Source organism: Neobacillus sp. D3-1R (genome assembly GCF_052180215.1).
Lineage (GTDB): Bacteria > Bacillota > Bacilli > Bacillales > Cytobacillaceae > Pseudoneobacillus.
This window is the reverse complement of sequence record NZ_CP197471.1, coordinates 4,297,286-4,319,211: the sequence shown is the minus strand read 5'-3', so window position 1 is coordinate 4,319,211 and position 21,926 is coordinate 4,297,286. Positions and strand designations below refer to the sequence as shown.

The window sequence follows — 21,926 nt, the reverse complement described above, 5'->3', positions numbered from 1 at the left end:
GGTGATGCACTCCTTTCTATCGGTTATTCAAAAGGGGTTTGACTGATTTCAAGGGCAACAGCGAGTTTCCCTTTAAAGTCATGCCCCGCCAGTAAGAGGCGTCCTTTTTCGTCAACGGTGTAGTGGGTAATGCCTTCTGCATATATCCAGCCTAGTGGAATTTTAATCCCGACACGGTACGGTCCAGGGCCGGTAATCTTTCCGTATTCTAACTCTACTTGTGCATTGCGAATATAAGCACCAGAAGAGAAAAATGATTCATCGTTGTGGGTAGCGTAAGCGCCATTCGTCGTTTCCAAATGGACATAAACGGATTGGTTTGAAAATTGGTCGATTGCTTTTTGTACAAGCTCTTTGTTCACTATTTCCACGTTTTTCCCTCCTATTCTAACGGGATATTTCGTCTATATGAGCGTATTTACTAATCACAATAAATTATAACAATAATTTTTTCACAAACAAAATTTCGTGTACTCAAAGTTTAAACTTTTTCATTCTCATGCAGCCGAATCTACAATCATGGTTAAGGAGTGATATAATTGGCAAAACAAGGAAAACGGGGTGAAAACGGTGATCGCAACAGGAATTATTTTGGCTGGAGGAAATTCGAGTCGAATGGGGACCAATAAAGCTCTTTTAAAAATCGGCCAAAAAACGGTTATTGAAAAAGTGATAGAAGAGATAAGGCCAATTACGAGTGAGTTGATTGTGGTCACCAATCATTTTGATGAATATGAGTTTCTCGGTCTGCCGCTTGTAGCAGATAAGCGGAAAGGGATGGGGCCACTAGCAGGATTAGAGGCGGGGCTGCTTGCATCGAGCACAGAAAAAAACTTACTTGTTGCGTGTGACATGCCATTTATTTCGCAAACATTAGCACAATTATTGCTAGAACAATTATCTCAAAACGATGCAGCTGTGCCTTATGTGGAAGGAAGAATGCATCCCCTTTTCGCGGCCTATCGAAAAAGCTGCTTACCGGAAATTCAAAAATCACTAGATGAAAATCAGTTAAGAATGCGATCTTTTTTTGAGAGAATACGGTTAAAAGTCATGGATGAGTTGAAAATTGATACGATGACGTTATTTAATATGAATGAACCATCAGAATATGAAAAGGCCGTCCAATACAAACCATTTAAATAACATGTTCCAAGAGGGAAAATGACATTTTGGCAGGATATAACCAGACTCTTCTAGAATAAAGAACCTTATGAGAAATATAATTTCTTACTTTTAAAAAAGGAAGAGGTTCGTATGAAATTTTTCCAAGTCAAAACAGTCGAAGAAACGCATCAATTAATAAAAGAATATGTGAAACCGAACCTAGAAATAGTGAGAAAGTCGCTTTATGAAGCGCTTCATTTCGTGTTAGCTGAAGATATAGTAGTAAAAGAAAATGTTCCGAACTTTAGACGTTCCTCGGTGGATGGCTATGCGGTTCAGGCAAGCGATACCTTTGGGTCATCTGAAAACATGCCTGGGTTTTTAACGGTAACAGGCGAAGTGAAAATGGGAGTAGTGCCTCCAAGTCCTGTTCTTGGTGGAGAGGCCATGTATGTACCAACGGGTGGAATGATTCCCGAAGGCAGCGATGCTGTAGTAATGGTGGAGCATTGTGAGGATTTAACTGGTCTATTAAATGTGTTCAAACAGGTAGCACCGGGGGAAAATGTAATCTCCGTTGGCGAAGATTTGCTAGAAGGGGAGCTTTTACTAACTAAGGGTACTAGATTGCGTCCGCAGGAGTTAGGAGCACTCGCTGCTCAAGGAATTCTAGAAGTGGGGGTCTATCGAAAACCAGTGATTGGTTATATTTCAACTGGTGATGAGATTGTTCCGATTGAAAAGGCAGAGCCATCATTAGGGGAAATCCGCGATATGAATGGAATCACCATCGGTTCCATGGTACAGGAATGGGGCTATGAATTTATTCATGATGGAATTGTTCATGATGAGGAAGAGGAGCTTTCCAACAGAACGAAAGCATTGCTTGAAAAAGTAGATTGTTTGATTCTTTCTGGTGGCAGCTCTGTTGGAACAAAGGATTACTCGGTGGATGTGATTGAATCTTTGGGGCAGCCTGGAGTTTTTGTCCATGGTATATCGATAAAACCAGGGAAACCAACGATTCTATCAATGGCAAACGGAAAACCGATTATTGGTTTACCAGGTCATCCAGCCTCTGCTATGGTGATCTTTCAATTATTTGGGAAGTCCATACTAGATGAATTGCAAGGCTACAACCGCCAAGATATACAGTTAGCAAAAGCGATGATCACCAAGAATATTCCTTCTTCACCGGGAAGAACGGATTATATTCGTGTTCGTCTTTTTCAAGAAAATGAACAGTGGTATGCAGAGCCGATTTTCGGAAAATCCAGTTTGATCTCTACTCTTGTGAAAAGTGAAGGATTGATAGAGATTCCTTCGCAAAATGAAGGAGTTCAAAAGGGAGATTTTGTTTCGGTTAGACTCTTTCGATAAGGTGTGAACAGTATGATACAAACGACATATAAACGAAAAATCTATCTGCAAGACAAGCCGCGCCAAGAGGCACTTCAAGAAATTTTATCCCACTTTGCGCCGACGCGGAAAATGGAATGGGTCGATAGTGTTGAAGCATTAAACCGCATCACAGCGGAGCCGATATTTGCGAAAACGTCTATGCCTCATTATCATGCTTCCGCGATGGATGGAATTGCTGTTGAAGCGGAAAAGACGTATATGGCGCATGAGAAGAATCCGATTCAGCTAAAACGAAATGAAGATTTTATCTATGTGGATACAGGGAATGCTGTTCCAAGTCCGTATAATGCGGTCATTATGATTGAAAATATAGAAGAAATAGATGAGAATACACTAGAAATTATCGAACCTGCGTCACCTTGGCAACATATCCGTCCGATTGGTGAGGATATTGTTCAAGAGGAAATGTTATTTCCACAAGGTCACACGATCAGACCTGTGGATATGGGGGCTTTATTAGCTTCGAAGGTGTTAAAGGTTCCGGTTTGGGAAAAACCAGTGATAACGATTATTCCAACTGGGAATGAACTTGTTCAGCCTCATGAAGACCTTTCCGCTGGTAAATTAATCGAATTTAATGGTTCTGTATTTGCAAGTTATATTTTAGATTGGGGCGGACAACCGCTTTTAACGGAGATTGTAAAGGATGAGCCGGATAAAATTCGCGAAGCGCTTTTAAAAGCAACGGTGGAATCTGATATTGTTGTCATTAATGCTGGTTCCTCGGCTGGGTCAAAGGATTATACTGTTCATATTATCGAGGAATTGGGTGAAGTGTTTACACATGGTGTAGCGACAAGACCCGGTAAGCCTGTTATTCTTGGAAAAATTAATGGGACTATCGTAGTTGGAGTCCCAGGATACCCAGTTTCAGCCTATATGGCGTTGGAATGGTTTATCCGACCATTAATTTGCGATTACTATCAAATTCCAGTTCCGAAAAGACAAACTCTAGAAGTGAAGCTCGGTCGCAGGATTGTATCTACCATGGGTGCGGAAGATTTTGTGCGCATGAATATTGGCTTTGTGGATGGGCAATATGTGGCTAATCCATTGACGAGAGCTGCGGGTGTGACGATGTCTCTTGTTCGGGCAGATGGTTTATTAGTCATTCCGCCGGAAAACAGCGGTTATGAACAAGGCGAACTAGTTCAAGTGGAATTATTAAAGCCTGTAGAGGAAATAAGCCAGGCCATCGTTTTTAATGGCAGTCATGATTTAACCATCGATTTACTGTCCGTTCAGCTGAAAAAGGTGAATCTGCATAGTAAAATTATCTCTTCCCATGTTGGTAGTATGGCCGGATTAATGGCGATTAAAAAAGGGGAGGCCCACATTGCGGGTGTCCATTTATTAGATCCTGAAACCAATCAATACAATTTACCATATGTGGAGCGTTTTTTAGCAGGACAAGAGATCGTTCTTTATCCATTTTTAAAAAGAAAACAAGGCTGGTTCTTGCCAAAAGGAAATCCGTTGGCTATTGAATCGGTTACGGATATTGCCGATAAAGGAGCTCATTTTGTCAACCGTCAAAAAGGGGCAGGGACACGGGTTCTTTTTGATAAACTATTAAAAGAGAATCAGCTTACTCCAACCAATATTACCGGCTATTCACGGGAAATGTTTTCGCATTTAAGTGTTGCAGCAGAAGTGAAAAACAGTGATAATGCAGTAGGACTTGGAATTTTCCCAGCCGCGAAGGCAATGGATTTAACCTTTATTCCAGTAGCCGATGAAGAATACGATTTAGTGATGACCAAATCATTTTATGAAAGCTCTCAAGGGCAGCTTTTACTAGACGTGATTCAATCGGAGGAATTTAAAAAGGAAGTCGACAAAATTGGCGGCTATGCAGTGGTCGAAAAGGCTGAGCCGAGATTTATAGGATAATTGGTTAATACTCATAGTTGATATCACAATGTTAATGAAGATCATCAGACGAGTGTAACAGAAATCATTTTTTTAGAAAACGGGTGAACACATGAACCTATTTGAAATATCAAAAGAGCCGATTAACACACAGTCCGTCATCGATAAGGTCGTTCAACGTGAAGCGGGAGCGATTACAACCTTTATTGGGACGGTTCGAGAGTTAACCCATGGAAAAAAGACGCTCTATTTAGTCTATGAAGCGTACGAATCTATGGCGGTGAAAAAATTAGCTCAAATTGGCGCAGAAATCGAAGAACGCTGGAAAGGCTCAAAGGTGGCGATTACACACCGAGTTGGCAAGCTAGATATTACCGATATCGCGGTGGTAATTGCTGTTTCAACACCCCATCGTGCAGATGCTTATGAGGCAAATCGATATGCGATTGAAAGAATTAAAGAAATTGTTCCTATTTGGAAAAAGGAACATTGGGAAGATGGGGACGAATGGATTGGCAATCAATTAGAGACTGTTGCTTATCCAAGTGGAAAGCCTGAGGAGGGTGATCTGAATGAATAAGGTTTTATTTTTTGCTCATCTGCGAGATGTAGCCGGCAGTGAATCCGTAGAAATAGAGGCAGCTGGAAAAACGGTTGCTGAGTTAAAGGAAGAAATCGTCACTAAATTTGGCTTTCAAAAATTAGATACAGTAATGACGGCCATTAATGAAGAATTTGCTTCCGATGAGGATATCATTGAAGAAGGCGATACAATTGCGTTTATTCCGCCAGTAAGCGGTGGTTGATATAGCATTGGTTGAGTTGTAACAAGGGGGAGGGCTAATAGTGCAAGACCGATATTCAAGACAAGAACTTTTTCCACCGATTGGAAAAGAAGGACAAGCAAAAATTCGTTCAAAGCATGTGCTATTAATTGGTGCCGGAGCCCTTGGATCAGGGAATGCTGAAGTTCTAACTCGTGCGGGAGTTGGAAAATTAACGATTATCGATCGTGATTATGTGGAAGCTAGTAATCTTCAAAGACAGCAGCTCTACACGGAAGAAGATGTTTTAGAGAAGCTGCCCAAAGCAGCCGCGGCATTTAAAAGATTAAGAGCGATTGACTCTTCTGTTGATATTAGGCCGATTATAGGCGACGCGAACGTCGAAATGCTAGTAGAATTTATCCAAGATATCGATTTAATGATCGATGCGACGGATAATTTTGAAACAAGAATGATGATCAACGATTTGTCGCAGAAATATAAAATTCCTTGGATTTATGGAGCTTGTGTCGGGAGCTTTGGCATGAGTTTTACGATTATTCCGGGGAAAACACCTTGTTTAAATTGTCTTTTGCAATCGATTCCGATTCAAGGTATGACCTGTGATACAGGGGGCATTATTGGGCCAACCGTTCAAATGGTCATCGCCCAACAATCTGCGGAAGCTTTAAAGATATTAGTAGAAGATTGGGAAGCAGTAAGAACATCCTTTGTCAGCTTTGATATGTGGCGAAACCAGTATACCTCTATGAAAATGTCGAGAGCGAAAAAGCAGCATTGCCTCTCCTGCGGTGAAGCGCCAACCTATCCATACTTAGCGGTAGAAAATCAAACGAAAACAACCGTCTTGTGCGGTCGTGATACGGTTCAAATTCGACCGCCCCAACCAAAGCAGCTCGTTTTGAGTGAGTTGGCTGAACAATTAAAAAGACTAGGGTATGAGGTAAAGGGAAATCCATATTTACTATCAGTAGAGTGGGCAGAAAACCGCCTCGTTATTTTTCAGGATGGACGCGCGCTCATTCATGGCACGAAGGACCTTACACAGGCCAAGACCATATATCAGAAGATTTTAGGATAATGGCATAGTAAAAAAGCGAGGCAATCTCCGGGGATTGCCTCGTTTTACTTTTTATATCTAGCATCTAATGTGCTTTGCTAAACGGGTCCCTGACGCTTTGTCCATTAATGGGAAGTCCCAATTAAAACGACTTTCCCTCTATCAAGTTCTTCTTCATATTTTTCAGCTTCCATATGGGATAATCCTAATGACTCGAATTTGGATCGCAGATCGTCTCCACGCTTTTTAAACATGTTTCCAATGGAACCGAGCAAACCTTGTTCCTCAAAGCCTACTTCACTAGTATTGGTAGCTTCCGTTAAATGTTCCGAGCGGTTTTCATCATGGGCAAATAAATAAATTTGATCCTGGGAAAACCCTTCATTCACAAGAGTCGAGATTTTTTCTGTTGCTTGTACTCCATTTTCAACGACAAATACACGATACATATGAAAATCTCCTCCTTTGGTTTTTGCCCGAAGAGAAAGGAATGCCTTGTCCCTTGGGTACTAGTTATTTAACCTATCAAGAAGAAAATAAACATGATTTAGCAGATTTAAGAGAATGGTACTAGTTATTGGAATGGGGGTCATTAAAATCAAGGGAATATAGGACACAGAATCCGTTATTATCACAAAAACCTACAAAATCAAGGTAATATAGGACAGAGAATCCGCTATTCGCTGAATAATACAAGAATACCGCCTGATTTTACCTCATAACGGAACCACGGTCCTATAACAACTAGAATTCCTCTATTTTGATCAATATAACGGAACCAGAGTCCGATAATTTTCTGCCTGCATTACTTTTTATAAGGTTAGAGTTCGAAAAAGAGCAAGCTAAGTCATTTTCAGCACCATTCGACCCGTTTCACGTGGAACAAGTCGAATGATGGCGCTTGAATTGATATAGTTGGTAATCGTCTTTGTTTATGGTTAAATAGATTAGGTAGAAGAATGAAATCGGTCAAAAAGGATGAAGAAGATGGATATCTCTGTGAACCAGCTTTTAAAGAAAATGGAAAAGGAATTGCAAAAAGCCAAATTGCTAGAAAGCTCTTCAAAGGTAAGAGAAAGCATCCATTCCATTAAAATACTATGTGAGCTTATTTTAGAAGAAAATGATAGAGAAATAAGCAGCTTCAGCCAACCAGTTGTTGCACCACCAAAGCCACAAATTTCTCAAGTGTTAACAACCACTTCACTACCATCCAAAAAGCTTGATATGGATGAAGAAGCAAACGGCGATTCTTTATTTGATTTTTAAATTTTAATAAAACAGCTTAAAAGGAGAAAAAAATGAAAACATTTATAATTTTAGGGGCGATAAATGCCTTTTTATCAGTGGCACTTGGTGCTTTCGGGGCACATGGATTGGAAGGTAAGGTAGAACCAAAATATTTGGACGTTTGGAAAACGGGTGTAACGTACCAAATGTTCCATGCAACTGGATTATTGATTATCGGCGTTCTGTTAGGGAAACTTCCTGCCAATGTCCTTCTTTCTTGGTCTGGCTGGTTAATGCTCATTGGAATCATTCTATTTTCGGGAAGCTTATATGCTTTAACGCTAACTAAAATTAGCGTATTAGGAGCGATCACACCTCTTGGAGGAGTGGCCTTCCTAGCCGCATGGGTTTTACTTATCGTTGCTGCAGTTAAATACTTATAGTAATAAGAAAGGGACTAAATCATCACGATTTAGTCCCTTTTACATTGCTTTTATCTAGGCGGATATTTTACTAAATTTGGAGCTCCGCCAAACGGATACTCATATTCAATTTCCTCATCAAACGTTACATAATCTAAGTATACCATTGGAAGTAAAATCCGCTGACCAGTTTGTGGGTCACTTAGGATCAGATGGTCTCTTCCAGCGGCTTCAATAATTCCTTTGAATATTTTCGCATTCCACTGTGTATTATTTTCGAATGTAGCATATACCGTTGCAAGCTTCCCTTTATTGAGGCGTAGAATGTTTTCAATATAGGATTCTTCTATTGGAAGTTGGCCTCCTGGTCCCGGTTGTGGACCTGGCATACCTTGAGGTGGTGTTTGCCCAGGGAACCCAAAACCTTGCCCCGCCGGAAATCCAAAACTTTGACCTGATGCTGTTGGTATAGTTGGTGTTTGAGGCTGGTAGTATGGAGTTTGCTGACCTGCACCTGTGTAAGGCTGGAAGCCGGTTTGGCCACCTTGTGTAGAGTATGGATACATTATTTTTCCCCTCCTATTAATCTTAATTTATTAGAGGTCCCCAATCTTGAAAAAATAGACAAAAGAAGCAGTGAAGTTGCTCATTCACCTCTTTTCACTGTTAGGTATGTCGGCAATGGTGAAAATTGGGTAATCCTTCAATAGCAAATTTCGTAAAGACCCACTAACTAATGAATATGATAAGGAGGGAAAAGTTATGACTGATAATTAGGATAAGTATTTTTAATAATAAAAAAAGCCCATAGCGATTAGCTATGAGCTTAGAGATTACACGTTTAGGAATGTTCCTACTTGATCTTCTGTTAACAGGTTACCTACGAAGAAGGAACCAAATTCACCGAAACGAGCACTTACTTCATCAAAACGCATTTCATAAACAAGCTTTTTGAATTGTAGTGAGTCGTCTGCGAATAGAGTTACGCCCCATTCGTAATCATCAAAACCAACAGAGCCAGTAATGATTTGTCTTACTTTGCCAGCATACCCACGGCCAATCATACCATGGCTGCGCATCATTTTGCGGCGGTCTTCCATAGATAACATGTACCAGTTATCATTGCCTTGACGACGCTTATCCATTGGATAGAAGCAAACATATTTTGTTTTTGGTAGTGTAGGGTAAAGGCGTGCTAAGAACTCTGGGCTTTGTAATGGATCTTGGCCGGCAGGTAAATAGTTACTTAACTCGACAATAGATACATAAGAATGCATTGGAATCGTGTATTCTGCTAATTTCGTTTTATTAAATTCTGTTTCAATTGCATTTAATTCTTCTAAAGTTGGACGTAAAATCATCATCATAAAATCAGCTTTTTGACCAACAATGGTATAAAGGGCATGGCTGCCTTCTTTAGCAGTTTGTGTAGTATTCCATTTTTCAAGAAGGTTTAAAAACTCATGAATAGCTTCTTGACGCTCTTCGCTAGAAATCATTTTCCATGTTGTCCAGTCGATCGAACGGAAGTCATGCAAGCTGTACCAGCCTTCATATGTTTGTGCTACTTCTGACATTAAAATCACTCCTAAAATTTCTATGTACAACATAACTATATCATAGTTTTACCTATAGTCACCTCTCTAAACCTTAGGAACGGAGGAAATCGTTTTTTCTGATAAAAATGGATAATATAAGAAAATAAGTAAAAATTAGAAGAGGATAGAATCAAAGTATTTCCTGATTTTTATGAAAACAAGAACATTTCTATGAAAGCGTTGTCTGTGATAGATGTTGTTTGAAATTTTAAATAGGAAGAGTATGCTATTGATATAGTAGGACTTAGGAGGTCATGATTGTGAGCGATTTATTCAGTGGTTTAAAAACGAAATTAACGGGCAAAGGGTTAAAAATTGTTTTTCCGGAAGGGACAGACGAGCGCATTCTAAAAGCTGCAGGACGTCTGGCAGCGGAAAACATTTTGACGCCGATTTTAATAGGAAATGAAAAGGAAATTACCGAAAAAGCACAAGGACTTGGTGTGACACTTAATGGAGCAACGATCTTTGATCCACATCATTATAGCGGAATGGATGAAATGGTTGCCTCATTTGTAGAACGCCGTAAAGGAAAAGCAACCGAAGAGGATGCTAGAAAAGTGTTAGTGGACGAAAATTACTTTGGAACGATGCTTGTACATATGAACAAAGCGGATGGATTGGTCAGTGGGGCTGCCCATTCAACAGCTGATACAGTACGTCCAGCGTTACAAATTATTAAAACAAAGGAAGGGGTTCGTAAAACTTCTGGCGTTTTTATCATGGTGCGCGAGGATGAAAAGTATGTATTTGCAGATTGCGCGATCAATATTGCTCCGGACAGCCAGGATTTAGCTGAAATAGCGATTGAAAGTGCAAAAACGGCGGATATGTTTGATATTGAACCGCGTATTGCAATGCTTAGCTTTTCAACAAAAGGGTCTGCCAAATCTCCAGAAACAGAAAAGGTGGCAGAAGCCGTAGCAGAAGCAAAGCGTCGTAATCCAGCATTAGTGTTGGATGGTGAATTCCAGTTTGACGCGGCGTTTGTTCCATCCGTAGCAAAGTCAAAAGCACCTGATTCTGTGATTAAAGGGGACGCGAACGTCTTTATCTTTCCAAGCCTGGAAGCAGGGAATATTGGTTATAAAATCGCGCAACGCCTTGGAAACTTTGAAGCAGTCGGTCCAATCCTCCAAGGCTTGAACAAACCGGTTAATGATTTATCCCGTGGCTGCAACGAAGAAGACGTTTATAAACTAGCATTAATTACAGCAGCACAGGCTTTATAGTAGTGATTAAGAGGGTGATCCGTTTATCAGATGGGTCACCTTTTGTTATAATAAAGATAGTTTATTTTCCAAGGAGAATTATGGATGACATTGGATCTTTTAAAGCAAAAACAGTGGAGAATTATTGATCAATCTAGTGTGGGTCCTCATTTTCATGCCTTACAATCATTCGGAACGGATGATACTCTCTGCGAGGCTGTTGGAAGCGGGAAATCTCCTTCAACAGCAAGAGCATGGGTTCACCATCGAACCATTGTATTAGGCATACAAGATACAAAGCTCCCATTTTTGGACAAGGGATTAGCTTACCTTGAGGAACAAGGTTTTCAATATATCGTCCGCAATTCGGGTGGACTAGCTGTTGTATTAGATGAAGGGGTGTTGAATTTAACACTCGTTTTTCAAGAGGCGGAAAAAAAGATAGATATCAATAGTGGTTATGATGCCATGTGGGAATGCGTGAAAGAAATGTTTGCTGATTTCCCAGTTGATATAGAAGCAAAAGAGATTGTTGGCTCCTACTGCCCAGGAAGCTATGACCTTAGCATTAATGGAAAAAAATTTGCCGGTATCTCTCAGCGAAGACTACGGAACGGTGTCGCTGTTCAAATTTATTTATGTGTAACAGGAAGCGGTAGTGAAAGAGCAGGTCTCATTCAAAACTTTTATTCTATTTCAAAAGCAGATGAGCAAACCAAATTTCATTTTCCTAACATTGAACCGGACGTGATGGCGAGTTTATCAGAATTATTGCAGGTAGAACTTTCGATGGCCGATGTCATGTTTCGGTTTTTAACTACTTTAAAAAATAATAGTAATCACATCTTTGCGGGTTCCCTTTCGCAAGAAGAATTAACCTTTTTTGATGCTTACTACAAAAGAGTGATAGAAAGAAATGAAAAAATGCTAGAGCGTGAATAAACATATAAAGGGTCTGTCGGATAGGAAGAAATGAACTTACTTCTTCCAATGACAGACCCTCTTTTATGGGATGTTGCGCTTTCTTCTCTCAAATGTTACTCTCTCTATTTGTCTAGCTTCAGCGGCTAGCCCCTCGAGCGAAGAAGAAAAACCACTTCTTCCTTGGTCAAATAACCTCTAAGCTATGAAGTCAAAGAACGACTTCTTAGCTTAGAGAACATTTGCTTGTCGGGGCTAAACAAGCCGCTTCCGCTTTTCTATTTACTCTGCAACTTTTTCAAGGTTTCCGTTTCGGTCCATTTTAAATTTAGTGGCTGGACGTTCTTCTTCCTCGAATAGAACCAGCTTTCTTGCACGGTTCATTATTTTCATTAATGTTTCGTAATCCTCTTGAACCATAACGGTTTGTTGTTCTAATTCCTGCACTTTTGCTTCTAATTCAGCATTGCGCTTTTTAAGTTCGGCTGTTTCCAACTTTAATCTTTCATTCTCAATTTTCAATGCATCCTTTTGAATGCTAGAGTTTCCAACATTTTGTAAGAAACGAATAACCATGTCCATTGTTAAGCTATCTTTTTGCACAAATTGCGGTTGGGGCTTTGGTTGTAGCATTGGTTGTACAACTGGTTGTTGTGGTGGAACTTGATAGTTAGGCAGATTCGTTTCAACTGGAATTTCTTCAGCCTCTACCATTTCCATTTCTCCAACTTCTACCATTGTCTCTAATTCTTCCAAAGGTGTGACTGGTGGAGTATATAATAGTTTTTTCTTGCCGCCTTGCTCTTTTCCGAGAATACGATTCTTTTGTTTACGTTGTTTCTTCGCAAGCTGTAACGCTTTTTCATAGCGATGACGTACAACGGCATTCCAACGGAACCCACATGCTGCAGAAGTACGGTTTAGCTTATCTCCTACCTCTTCAAAGGCATTTAATTGAGTACTGCCTTCTCTAACGTGTCTTAATACCGTCTCTGCTAATAGTAAATCGTCTTCATCTGTCCATGCATCTTGTCTTACTTTCATTTTTTCATCTCCTAAATCAAATAAATTTAATATGTTTCAAGAAACCGGTCACTTCTAATCTAGTGGTTCATGATTTTAATAAAGGATTTCTTGAGTTGATAATTTCATTTTCACCATTTTTTAAAAGTTTTATACTAAATGGGATAAAAGGATAATAGATTTTTTTTGAAATGAATGGAATTAAGAGGTTAATACAGTCTCTATGTTGCTTATTTAGCTTGCTTGCATTAGAACGAAAGAAACTGTAAAATACGTTGGTAGTAGAAAAAATTATTCATTTTAATCAAGGTCATTCAGGACTAGAAATATATATTTTGTACCGAAAGGGTTGTATTCAAGATGGCAAACGAATTTCGTGTTTGCGATGACTGCCAAGCAGTCAACTTAAAAACACTCATTCCTCGGTTAGAAAAACTAGATCCAGACGCAAAAATAGAGGTTGGCTGTCAATCCTATTGTGGTCCTGGACGAAAAAAGACATTCGCCTTTGTCAATAATCGTCCACTAGCAGCTCTTACAGAAGAGGAACTAATGGAAAAGATTGAGAAGAAATTAAAGTAAAACTGGAATTCATTTTAAAAGATCACCTTTGCTTTTGCGGCTTAGGTGATTTTTTTTCCAATGGGTAGTTGATCCTTGTAAAAATAGGTCAAAAATTGCCGAAATTTGGATGAAATTAACTGACAATTTGGGTATAATAGAAGGAAGTAAGTGCGCGGAAAAGAGGGAAAACGATGGGATACGCCACGGAAAAGCTTAGTGAGGAAAAGGTTTTTAAAGATCCTGTTCATCGCTATGTCCATGTTCGAGATCGAGTCATATGGGACTTGATTGGGACGAAAGAGTTTCAAAGACTGCGACGCATTAAACAGCTTGGGACAACTTATTTGACCTTTCACGGTGCAGAGCATAGCCGATTTAATCATTCTCTTGGAGTTTACGAGATTATTCGTCGTATTGTCGATGATATTTTCAAAGGGCGTCCGGAATGGAATGAGGAAGAGCGGTTGTTATGCCTTTGTGCCGGCCTGCTTCATGATTTGGGCCATGGGCCATTTTCTCATTCGTTCGAAAAGGTATTTGATCTAGATCATGAATATTTTACCCAAGCGATTATTCTTGGGGATACAGAAGTGAATAAGGTGCTTTCAAAGGTAGGGACAAACTTTCCTAGAAAGGTCGCAGAGGTGATTGCCAAAACCTATCCAAATAAGCAGGTGGTTAGCTTAATTTCCAGTCAAATTGATGCCGATCGAATGGATTACCTTCAGCGTGATGCTTATTTTACAGGGGTAAGCTATGGCCATTTTGATATGGAGCGGATCTTGCGCGTCATGCGTCCTCGAGAAGATCAAGTGGTCATTAAGCATAGCGGGATGCACGCGATTGAGGACTATATTATGAGTCGCTATCAAATGTATTGGCAAGTCTATTTTCATCCTGTTTCCCGAAGTGCCGAAGTTATTTTAACGAAAATTTTGCATCGGGCCAAGCATCTTCACCAACAATATTATTCTTTTAAACATCATCCGATTCATTTTTATTCTTTATTTGAAGAGGAAACCTCTCTGCAAGATTACCTAAAACTAGATGAAGCTATCATTCTTTATTATTTTCAAATGTGGCAGGAAGAAGAGGATACGATCTTAAGTGATCTCTGTACGCGTTTTATGAACCGGAATCTTTTCCAATATGTTGAATTTGACCCAGCAAAAGAATATAAGAAAATGGCTGAGTTAAGTTTATTATTTAAAAAGGCAGGCATAGACCCGGAATATTATTTAGTAGTCGATTCATCCTCTGATTTACCGTATGATTTCTATCGGCCAGGTGAAGAAGAAGAACGGTTACCGATTCAGTTATTAATGGATAACGGCGATATTCGTGAGCTTTCCCGGGAATCCGAAATTGTGGATGCTATTTCAGGAAAAAGAAGAACAGACCATAAATTGTATTTCCCGGCCGATTTTCTTTTTGATCTATCAACAAAGAAAACCATTAAAAAACAAATACAAGCCCTTTTAGGCATATAAACACTTTTTTAATAGATGGAGTAGGAGTGACGAGCATTGCTGAAGGATCATGCAAAATTAATGAACGCAATTGAAGCAACCGGGGAAATTATCGGACGGAAAAAACTGCAAAAAATCATTTATATTGCGAAGAAATTATCTTTTCCATTCCAAGAGAGATTTCAGTTTCACTTTTACGGACCCTATTCCGAAGAACTGACACTTCGAATCGAAGAGCTGTGCAATATCGGATTTATTGAAGAAGTTAAGGAGAAAAAAGGCGGATATTTTCAATATCGCTATACATTAACCGATACAGGTAAAGAGTTTTTGAGTTTAAATGAGGTGGAAATGCCTCATATTAAAGATTGTTTAACAGATATGAATGAGCAAAGTGCTAGATTCCTTGAATTAGTTTCCACCGTGTTATTTTTTGATAACTTACCAAGAGCAGAAGTGGCAGAAAAGATTTTCACTTTAAAAAGCAAGCAGCGCTATACAGAAGACGAAATCGATGAAGCGTATTCCTATATTGAATCATTAAAAAACAAAGCTAAGACCCATTAGAAGGGACTTAGCTTCAGAGTGTCGACAAAAGGCAGTGAGAGAATCTATCTCGTTGCCTTTTTGTTATTTATTTGGAAGAAATTGTGGTCGAAGCGCTGATTTCCGTTCCAGGTGCTTGCTTTCCGGGAAGAATTATGAAAAAGCCCTACTGCCGGCTTTTTCAAAAACCAAATTCTTCCTTGGGGGGCATTCGTCGAGCCTCCTCGGCGCGAGCGCCTGTGGGGTCTCGACTGGAACGCTGTATCCCCCAGGAGTCAAGCACCCTCCTCTCCAATCAGCTAATACAATCTTTGAAATTGGATATAAAAACATGTCAACTAGCAGACTTCCAAGTCCATTTTGTATGTCACCTCTTATATTTTAACAGGTAACTAGTTGATTGGAGTGGAGGGCGACGACTCCTGCGGGAGTAGTGTGAAGCTTGAGACCCCACAAGGAGCGTAGCGACTGAGGAGGCTCAAGTCACACCCCGCGGAAAGCGTTCGCCCGGAACGGAAATCAACGGATTTCTAGTATATAAAGTAATTTTAAAAGAAAAAAACTGTAGGCAAACTCGTATTTCATCAAGTTTGTCTACAGTCTGAAGTTAAGATCCATTAAGAATAGGGCTTAGCTTTTTTAATACTTGATTCTATTCGTCACTTAATCGTTTTCCACCAACGGCATAGTGGTTCTTTGTCATTTCTTCGATAAAAACCACGACTTTTTCTGCTGGGGCACCCGTTGTTTCTGTTACAGCGGCAGTCACCTTTTCAACAAGGGCCTTCTTTTGTTCTTCCGTACGACCTTCTAGCATTTTAACTGTTACGTATGGCATGATGGGACCTCCTTATCTATGTATGAGGATAGTTTTTCATATCTTAAGCTAGAATGCAAGTTCGGGATGGTGAAATTTCCATTCGCTTTCATTTCCATGTATACTTGGAAGTAGAATGCCATTAAAAAAGGAGAACAAATACGTGGACTTTTTAGCTTATCCATTAAGGGAAATTCCGTTTGTGGCGATTACATTAATGATTGCTTTTACGATTCATGAGTTTGCCCACGCATATGTAGCCTATAAATTTGGTGATGAGACGGCAAAACGTCAAGGTCGATTAACATTAAATCCAATCCAGCACCTAGACCCTATTGGGACTTTATTGATATTAATCGCTGGTTTTGGTTGGGCACGACCTGTACCCGTTAATCGCTTTTTTTTCAAAAATCCAAGATTAGCAGGAATTCTCGTTTCCGTTGCTGGACCTATTAGTAATCTGTTATTAGCTAGTTTAGGTTTTTTCATTTGGTATGCCTTATTAGGGACCGGAGTTGCTGCTCAGCTGCCAGATTATGTTGCTGATTTCTTTAATGTTTTTATTAATTTAAATCTTGTCTTATTTGTGTTTAATTTAATTCCTCTGCCGCCGCTAGATGGCTATCGAATTATTGAGGACTTGGTGCCCAATCAAACTCGGGCTAAGATGACACAGTATGAGGTATATGGATCTGTTATCTTTTTAATTCTGGTTTTAACACCTTTAGACCAATATACGATTCAACCGATATTTCAAACGATTATCCCCGCAGTGGCTGGGACGTTAAATGAATTTTTCTATCAAATGTTTTTATGATCGTTGAAAGGAGTTTTATCAATGGAAGAAAAAAAGAAAAAAGTAGGCTTTAATATTATTAAAAATGATAGCACCGATGGCCATGGCGGTTTTGGAGTAGGTGCCTTGAGTTTAAATAATGTTTCTCCGGTTATTATTGATGTCGAAGCAGAAACGGCATCGATTGAAATTGGAGCGTTGCATGCACGCAGTGATGTAGAAAAAGGGATCAAGTTTCTTCAGGATAAGGAGCAGGTTCCAAACGGAAAACCTTATTGGCTTGTATGGGTCACCATTGATCGAAAGGTGGAAGGGCCATATTATGCAGGTGTGACCGCTTGTGAGATGACGGTTGAACGTGAAATTCGCAGAGGGTACAAATCACTTCCAGAGCATGTGAACAACCTGGATAAATCAATTAAGCGAAAAATTATTGTAGAACAGATGGACAACAATTCTAAAAAAGTATTAAGCAACTTTTTGAAAAACCATAATGAGGAAATGTGGAATAATTCCTCTGTGGAATTAAAAAACCAATTAGATGTGGAATAACCGTTAACAGGAAAAAAAGTTTTTTTAGAAAAATATAAGTACTTGATGAATTTTGTAAAAAAAAGTAGAATTATCAATAGCATGGACGTAAAATGTACATGTAGAACTAGGACACGAAAAACCTCGGGGAAAACCCCGAGGTTTTTCACTTTATTTAATTGTCTTGCCATGGCCAAGGCGCTTCCGCTTTTCTAGTGTCTAGCTCCAGCGCCTAGCCCCTCGAGGTCAAATAACCTCTAAGCTATGAAGTCAAAGAACGACTTCTTAGCTTAGAGAACATTTGCTTGTCGGGGCTGACCAAGGCGCTTCCGCTTTTCTAGTTCCAATCCCATATCTTCTTATACCACGGCTTTTTCTTAGGAGCTTCTTTGTGTTTGGAATTGGTTTGCTTTGTATTGGTTAAATGATCCGTACAATAATCAGTTGGTTCTGTGCCGGCAACAAAATAGGTAAAGCGTTTCACAGGGCATTCTTTGGATGCGAGCTTTCCGTTGGCTGGATTGACATAAACACCGATCACGCCATTTTTAGGGCGTTTAAAGTTTTTAATCGGCTCATTTTTTAGGGAATCTTCCATAAAATGAATCCAAATGTTTTTAGCATAGGTTTTGTCGACCGTTAAATAAATGGCCTTACCTGAATCATAACCTGTCCAAACAGCCGTAACGAGTTGCGGCGAGTACCCAATCATCCAGTTATCGGAGTTGGTTGTTCCGGATTTCCCAGCATAAGGTCTTGTCATACTTTTGATCATGGTGCTTCCTGTTACACTTGCGTATCCATTGAGCTTTGAATCAAAGATACCTGTTAACATTTGAGTCATGACATACGTTTGTTCAGGCTGGAGAACTTGTTTATGTTCCGATTGATTTTCGTATATAATATCACCTTGGAAATTTTCTACCCGGGTGATAAATATAGGATCTACTTCTTTCCCGCCGTTTGCAAAATGACTGTAAGCATTAGCCATTTCAATCACGCGCACTCCGGATGTCCCGAGGGCAAGTGAAGGAACCTTTGCCATTTTTGAGGCGATTCCAAAACGTTTCGCCGTGTCGATCAACACTTCTTCTCCTAAAAAGAGATGTGTTTTAACAGCAATGACATTATCAGAAAGCGCAAGGGCTTGTGCTAAAGTAATTTCTTCATTGGCATATTGGCTATTATAGTTATGCGGTGCATAGTCAGGCTGTCCATCCTGAAACTTAAAGGTGGTTGGTTCACTGCGCATCATGGTCGAAGGAGTAAAGCCTTGCTCAAGTGCTGCATAGTAAAGAAGCGGCTTTACGGTAGATCCAGGTTGGCGAACGGCTTGAATCGCTCGATTAAATGGACTTTTTTCATAATTTCTGCCGCCGACCATGGCCTTTACATAACCATTTTTAGGGTTCATCGAAACTAGAGCGACTTCTATTTCGGAATCTTTCGCAACTAATTTACTTATTGTTTCTTCAGCTATTTTTTGTTGTTCTAAATCGATCGTTGTGTACACTCTTAATCCACCTAAAGCAATCGTACGATCATCTAAGTGAAGCTGATTTTTTAATGCATTTCGCACCGCATCCTGATAGTAAGGTGCAATCTCTTTTTTAGCATGAGGATATTTTCCAACGAATTTCAGTGGTGCTTGAATGGCCGACTCGGCCTCTTTTTTATCAATATAATGATTTTGAACCATTGTATTTAAAATAATTTTTTGGCGTTTCTTTGCTTTTTCTAATGAAATAAAGGGTGAGTATATACCTGGTCCTTTTGGAACACCTGCCAATAAGGAAGACTCCGCCAACGTTAAATCGGATGCGTTTTTCCCAAAATAATATTGACTGGCTGCTTGAACACCGTAGGCACCATGGCCATAGTAAATTGTATTGATATAGCCTTCTAAAATTTCTTTTTTCGAATAGTTCATCTCTAGCCGAATGGTATAAAAGGCTTCTGTCAACTTACGCTTCCAGGTTTTATCATGCACTAGGTAAAGGTTACGTGCATATTGCTGAGTAATCGTACTAGCACCCTGTACTTTGGATAATGCTTTGACGTCGGCTAAGGCAGCCCCGATAATGCGTTTAAAATCAAAGCCGTTATGGTCGTAGAATTTTCGGTCTTCAATGGCGACGGTTGCTTCGAGAATGGGTTCAGCAATTTTATCGTAAGAAACCCAATATCTCTTTTGACCGTTATTACTCTCACCAATGACTTCACCATCAGCAGAGTAATATAGGGTTGATTGCGGAACAGAAAGTGGCGGTGGGCCAAGGACTTTAGCATAAATAAACACACCTGCGATAAACAGGATTGATAAGACCATACCGATTAAACTAATAAAAAATAAAGCTCGTATATATTTAAGCGTCTTTCGAAACCTTTGGTCTGTCATCAATTCCATGCCTATCACCACCTTCTAAAATTTACCTTGATAGTAATAGTATGAAAAAAATGGTAGTGTTTTAAACATAGCCTAGTGAAAATTCTACTAACTCTTCCCCTTTTTGAAGAAAAAAGAAAATTTTTCTTGTATTTTTGCTAGATTCCTCTATACTTTTTATCGTGTTTGTAAATAGTAATACTAGGTAAAAATGATGAGTAATGGTAAAAAACGTAAGTTCAATATAAATAAACAAAAGAAAGGAAGATCAATATGGGTCTTTGGTTTACAGAAAAACAAACGGAAAATTTTGGTATTACAATGAAAGTGAACAAAACTTTACATACAGAACAAACGGATTTTCAAAAGCTAGATATGGTAGAAACAGAAGAATGGGGTAACATGCTTTTATTAGATGACATGGTAATGACTTCTATTAAAGATGAGTTCGTGTACCACGAAATGGTAGCGCACGTGCCTTTATTCACTCATCCAAATCCTGAAAACGTTCTTGTTGTTGGTGGGGGAGACGGAGGAGTAATCCGTGAAGTATTAAAGCACCCAAGCGTAAAAAAAGCTACTTTAGTTGAGATCGATGGCAAGGTAATTGAGTACTCTAAAAAATTCCTTCCTGAAATCGCTGGTAAGCTTGAAGACCCACGTGTAGAAGTAAAAGTAGACGACGGTTTCATGCATATTGCACAAAGTGAAAATGTATATGACGTGATTATGGTTGACTCCACTGAACCAGTAGGACCAGCAGTAAACTTATTTACAAAAGGTTTCTATGCAGGGATTTCAAAAGCGCTAAAAGAAGATGGTATTTTTGTTGCTCAATCAGACAACCCTTGGTTTAAGGCTGACTTAATCCGCCAAGTTCAAAAGGACGTAAAAGAAATCTTCCCTATCACAAAGCTTTATATTGCAAACATCCCAACATACCCAAGTGGAATGTGGGCATTCACTGTAGGCTCTAAAAAGCATGATCCATTACAAGTGAGCGAAGATCGTTTCCACGAAATCGATACAAAATACTATACAAAAGAACTTCACAAAGCAGCTTTCGTATTACCGAAATTTGTGGATGATTTAACGAAATAATAATTGATTATTACTATTTGAATGAATATAAAAAGGAGTCACTTGTTATTAAGTGGCTCCGCTTTTTCGTAAAAAAAACATATAAGTGAGGGAAAATAATATGCGTTTTGATGAGGCTTATTCAGGTAATGTATTTATTAAAAGCCATCCAAGTTACGAAGAAAGCCAAGCGGTACTTTACGGAATGCCGATGGATTGGACAGTAAGCTACCGTCCAGGTTCACGTTTTGGTCCAACTAGAATTCGTGAAGTTTCGATTGGACTAGAAGAATACAGTGCATACTTAGACCGTGAATTAGACGATGTGAAATATTTTGATGCAGGTGATATTCCACTTCCGTTCGGTAATGCGCAAAAAAGCATAGATATCATCGAAGATTACATTGATAATCTTTTAGCAGATGGCAAGTTCCCACTAGGAATGGGTGGAGAACATTTAGTTTCTTGGCCAGTAATGAAAGCTGTATATAAAAAATATCCAGATTTAGCAATCATTCATATGGACGCTCACACGGATTTACGTGAGCAATATGAAGGAGAGCCTTTATCTCACTCTACACCGATTCGTAAAATTGCCGAATTAATCGGACCATCCAATGTTTATTCTTTTGGAATTCGTTCAGGTATGAAGGAAGAATTCGAATGGGCAAAAAGCGTTGGCATGCACATCTCTAAATTTGATGTTCACCAACCATTAAAAGAAATTTTACCAAAATTAGCAGGTCGTCCTGTCTATGTAACGATTGATATTGACGTATTAGACCCTGCCCATGCTCCTGGTACAGGAACGGTTGATGCTGGAGGGATTACTTCAAGAGAACTTCTTGCATCGATTCATGAAATTGCACATTCTAACGTAAAAGTAGTCGGCGCTGATTTAGTTGAAGTCGCACCAATCTACGACAACTCAGAACAAACAGCAAACACAGCAAGCAAACTCATCCGCGAAATGATCTTAGGCTGGGTGAAGTAATATTGGAGAAATAGGTGACAGGCACTTAGTAATTTTCGGCAATTAGAAAATTATCTGTCGAAAAATCTTTGTCTATTAGATAAAATTCGGAA

The 21,926-nt window shown here is 39.4% G+C and carries 24 protein-coding genes; 17 read left to right on the top strand and 7 right to left on the bottom strand.

Annotation, left to right across the window (positions count from 1 at the left end):
- Positions 1-23 precede the first annotated feature (23 nt).
- Complete coding sequence (locus ACSBPO_RS21630; RefSeq protein WP_442597027.1) at positions 24-371, bottom strand: YojF family protein; 348 nt, start codon at positions 369-371, stop codon at positions 24-26.
- Positions 372-561: 190 nt separating this feature from the next.
- Here ACSBPO_RS21630 and mobA point away from each other — a divergent pair, with 190 nt between their 5' ends.
- The 6 genes from mobA (at position 562) to ACSBPO_RS21600 (ending at position 6,267) form a co-directional block, all read left to right on the top strand.
- A complete protein-coding gene (gene mobA / locus ACSBPO_RS21625; RefSeq protein WP_442597025.1) occupies positions 562-1,146 on the top strand; it encodes a molybdenum cofactor guanylyltransferase in 585 nt (194 codons plus the stop codon).
- A 111-nt stretch (positions 1,147-1,257) separates the two neighbouring features.
- Positions 1,258-2,487, top strand: a complete 1,230-nt coding sequence (locus tag ACSBPO_RS21620) for a molybdopterin molybdotransferase MoeA (protein WP_442597023.1) — start codon at positions 1,258-1,260, stop codon at positions 2,485-2,487.
- 12 nt (positions 2,488-2,499) lie between these two features.
- Positions 2,500-4,422: a molybdopterin biosynthesis protein gene (locus ACSBPO_RS21615; protein ID WP_442597021.1), complete on the top strand. Its 1,923-nt coding sequence runs from the start codon at positions 2,500-2,502 to the stop codon at positions 4,420-4,422.
- A 91-nt stretch (positions 4,423-4,513) separates the two neighbouring features.
- Positions 4,514-4,981, top strand: a complete 468-nt coding sequence (locus tag ACSBPO_RS21610; protein WP_442597019.1) for a molybdenum cofactor biosynthesis protein MoaE — start codon at positions 4,514-4,516, stop codon at positions 4,979-4,981.
- The gene (gene moaD, locus ACSBPO_RS21605) at positions 4,974-5,207 is read left to right on the top strand and encodes a molybdopterin converting factor subunit 1 (RefSeq protein WP_442597017.1); all 234 of its coding nucleotides are present in this window, start codon (positions 4,974-4,976) and stop codon (positions 5,205-5,207) included. Before ACSBPO_RS21610 ends, moaD begins: the two co-directional genes overlap by 8 nt.
- A 40-nt stretch (positions 5,208-5,247) precedes the next feature.
- The gene (locus ACSBPO_RS21600) at positions 5,248-6,267 is read left to right on the top strand and encodes a thiazole biosynthesis adenylyltransferase ThiF (protein WP_442597015.1); all 1,020 of its coding nucleotides are present in this window, start codon (positions 5,248-5,250) and stop codon (positions 6,265-6,267) included.
- 104 nt (positions 6,268-6,371) lie between these two features.
- On the opposite strand, the gene ACSBPO_RS21595 is transcribed toward ACSBPO_RS21600, so the two are convergent.
- The gene (locus ACSBPO_RS21595; RefSeq protein WP_442597014.1) at positions 6,372-6,695 is read right to left on the bottom strand and encodes a general stress protein; all 324 of its coding nucleotides are present in this window, start codon (positions 6,693-6,695) and stop codon (positions 6,372-6,374) included.
- Positions 6,696-7,233: 538 nt separating this feature from the next.
- On the opposite strand from ACSBPO_RS21595, the gene ACSBPO_RS21590 reads away from it, so the two are divergent.
- Positions 7,234-7,515: a YwdI family protein gene (locus ACSBPO_RS21590; RefSeq protein ID WP_442597012.1), complete on the top strand. Its 282-nt coding sequence runs from the start codon at positions 7,234-7,236 to the stop codon at positions 7,513-7,515.
- Between the two features lie 32 nt (positions 7,516-7,547).
- Entirely contained in the window at positions 7,548-7,919 is a 372-nt protein-coding gene (locus tag ACSBPO_RS21585; RefSeq protein ID WP_442597010.1) for a DUF423 domain-containing protein, read from the top strand.
- Between the two features lie 50 nt (positions 7,920-7,969).
- Here ACSBPO_RS21585 and gerQ read toward each other — a convergent pair whose 3' ends face one another.
- On the bottom strand, positions 7,970-8,464 hold the full coding sequence (gene gerQ, locus ACSBPO_RS21580; RefSeq protein WP_442597008.1) for a spore coat protein GerQ: 495 nt from the start codon (positions 8,462-8,464) through the stop codon (positions 7,970-7,972).
- Between the two features lie 267 nt (positions 8,465-8,731).
- Entirely contained in the window at positions 8,732-9,475 is a 744-nt protein-coding gene (hemQ, locus tag ACSBPO_RS21575; protein ID WP_442597006.1) for a hydrogen peroxide-dependent heme synthase, read from the bottom strand.
- A 281-nt stretch (positions 9,476-9,756) separates the two neighbouring features.
- Between hemQ and pta the strand changes: the two genes are divergently transcribed.
- Entirely contained in the window at positions 9,757-10,728 is a 972-nt protein-coding gene (gene pta / locus ACSBPO_RS21570; RefSeq protein ID WP_442597004.1) for a phosphate acetyltransferase, read from the top strand.
- Between the two features lie 84 nt (positions 10,729-10,812).
- Positions 10,813-11,649 carry a lipoate--protein ligase family protein gene (locus tag ACSBPO_RS21565; RefSeq protein ID WP_442597002.1) on the top strand — a complete coding sequence of 279 codons (837 nt, stop codon included), beginning with the start codon at positions 10,813-10,815 and terminating at the stop codon, positions 11,647-11,649.
- A 261-nt stretch (positions 11,650-11,910) separates the two neighbouring features.
- Here ACSBPO_RS21565 and ACSBPO_RS21560 read toward each other — a convergent pair whose 3' ends face one another.
- Positions 11,911-12,672 carry an RsfA family transcriptional regulator gene (locus tag ACSBPO_RS21560; RefSeq protein ID WP_442597000.1) on the bottom strand — a complete coding sequence of 254 codons (762 nt, stop codon included), beginning with the start codon at positions 12,670-12,672 and terminating at the stop codon, positions 11,911-11,913.
- A 339-nt stretch (positions 12,673-13,011) separates the two neighbouring features.
- On the opposite strand from ACSBPO_RS21560, the gene ACSBPO_RS21555 reads away from it, so the two are divergent.
- The 3 genes from ACSBPO_RS21555 (at position 13,012) to ACSBPO_RS21545 (ending at position 15,251) form a co-directional block, all read left to right on the top strand.
- Positions 13,012-13,233 (top strand): DUF1450 domain-containing protein, encoded by a 222-nt coding sequence (locus ACSBPO_RS21555; protein WP_442596998.1) that lies wholly within the window; start codon positions 13,012-13,014, stop codon positions 13,231-13,233.
- A 173-nt stretch (positions 13,234-13,406) separates the two neighbouring features.
- The gene (locus ACSBPO_RS21550; protein ID WP_442596996.1) at positions 13,407-14,705 is read left to right on the top strand and encodes an HD domain-containing protein; all 1,299 of its coding nucleotides are present in this window, start codon (positions 13,407-13,409) and stop codon (positions 14,703-14,705) included.
- A gap of 36 nt (positions 14,706-14,741) precedes the next feature.
- Positions 14,742-15,251, top strand: coding sequence for a YwgA family protein (locus ACSBPO_RS21545; RefSeq protein ID WP_442596994.1), 510 nt, complete (start codon positions 14,742-14,744; stop codon positions 15,249-15,251).
- A gap of 631 nt (positions 15,252-15,882) precedes the next feature.
- Here ACSBPO_RS21545 and ACSBPO_RS21540 read toward each other — a convergent pair.
- On the bottom strand, positions 15,883-16,068 hold the full coding sequence (locus ACSBPO_RS21540; RefSeq protein ID WP_442596992.1) for a 2-hydroxymuconate tautomerase: 186 nt from the start codon (positions 16,066-16,068) through the stop codon (positions 15,883-15,885).
- Positions 16,069-16,183: 115 nt separating this feature from the next.
- Between ACSBPO_RS21540 and ACSBPO_RS21535 the strand changes: the two genes are divergently transcribed.
- Both ACSBPO_RS21535 and ACSBPO_RS21530 read left to right on the top strand, forming a co-directional pair.
- Positions 16,184-16,864, top strand: coding sequence for a site-2 protease family protein (locus tag ACSBPO_RS21535; protein WP_442596990.1), 681 nt, complete (start codon positions 16,184-16,186; stop codon positions 16,862-16,864).
- A 21-nt stretch (positions 16,865-16,885) separates the two neighbouring features.
- Positions 16,886-17,395 carry a YwhD family protein gene (locus tag ACSBPO_RS21530; protein WP_442596988.1) on the top strand — a complete coding sequence of 170 codons (510 nt, stop codon included), beginning with the start codon at positions 16,886-16,888 and terminating at the stop codon, positions 17,393-17,395.
- Positions 17,396-17,711: 316 nt separating this feature from the next.
- Here ACSBPO_RS21530 and ACSBPO_RS21525 read toward each other — a convergent pair whose 3' ends face one another.
- Positions 17,712-19,781 (bottom strand): transglycosylase domain-containing protein, encoded by a 2,070-nt coding sequence (locus tag ACSBPO_RS21525; RefSeq protein ID WP_442596986.1) that lies wholly within the window; start codon positions 19,779-19,781, stop codon positions 17,712-17,714.
- Positions 19,782-20,033: 252 nt separating this feature from the next.
- On the opposite strand from ACSBPO_RS21525, the gene speE reads away from it, so the two are divergent.
- Together speE and speB are read left to right on the top strand one after the other, a co-directional pair.
- Positions 20,034-20,861 carry a spermidine synthase gene (speE, locus tag ACSBPO_RS21520; protein WP_442596984.1) on the top strand — a complete coding sequence of 276 codons (828 nt, stop codon included), beginning with the start codon at positions 20,034-20,036 and terminating at the stop codon, positions 20,859-20,861.
- A gap of 100 nt (positions 20,862-20,961) precedes the next feature.
- On the top strand, positions 20,962-21,834 hold the full coding sequence (speB, locus tag ACSBPO_RS21515; protein WP_442596983.1) for an agmatinase: 873 nt from the start codon (positions 20,962-20,964) through the stop codon (positions 21,832-21,834).
- Positions 21,835-21,926: the final 92 nt, after the last annotated feature.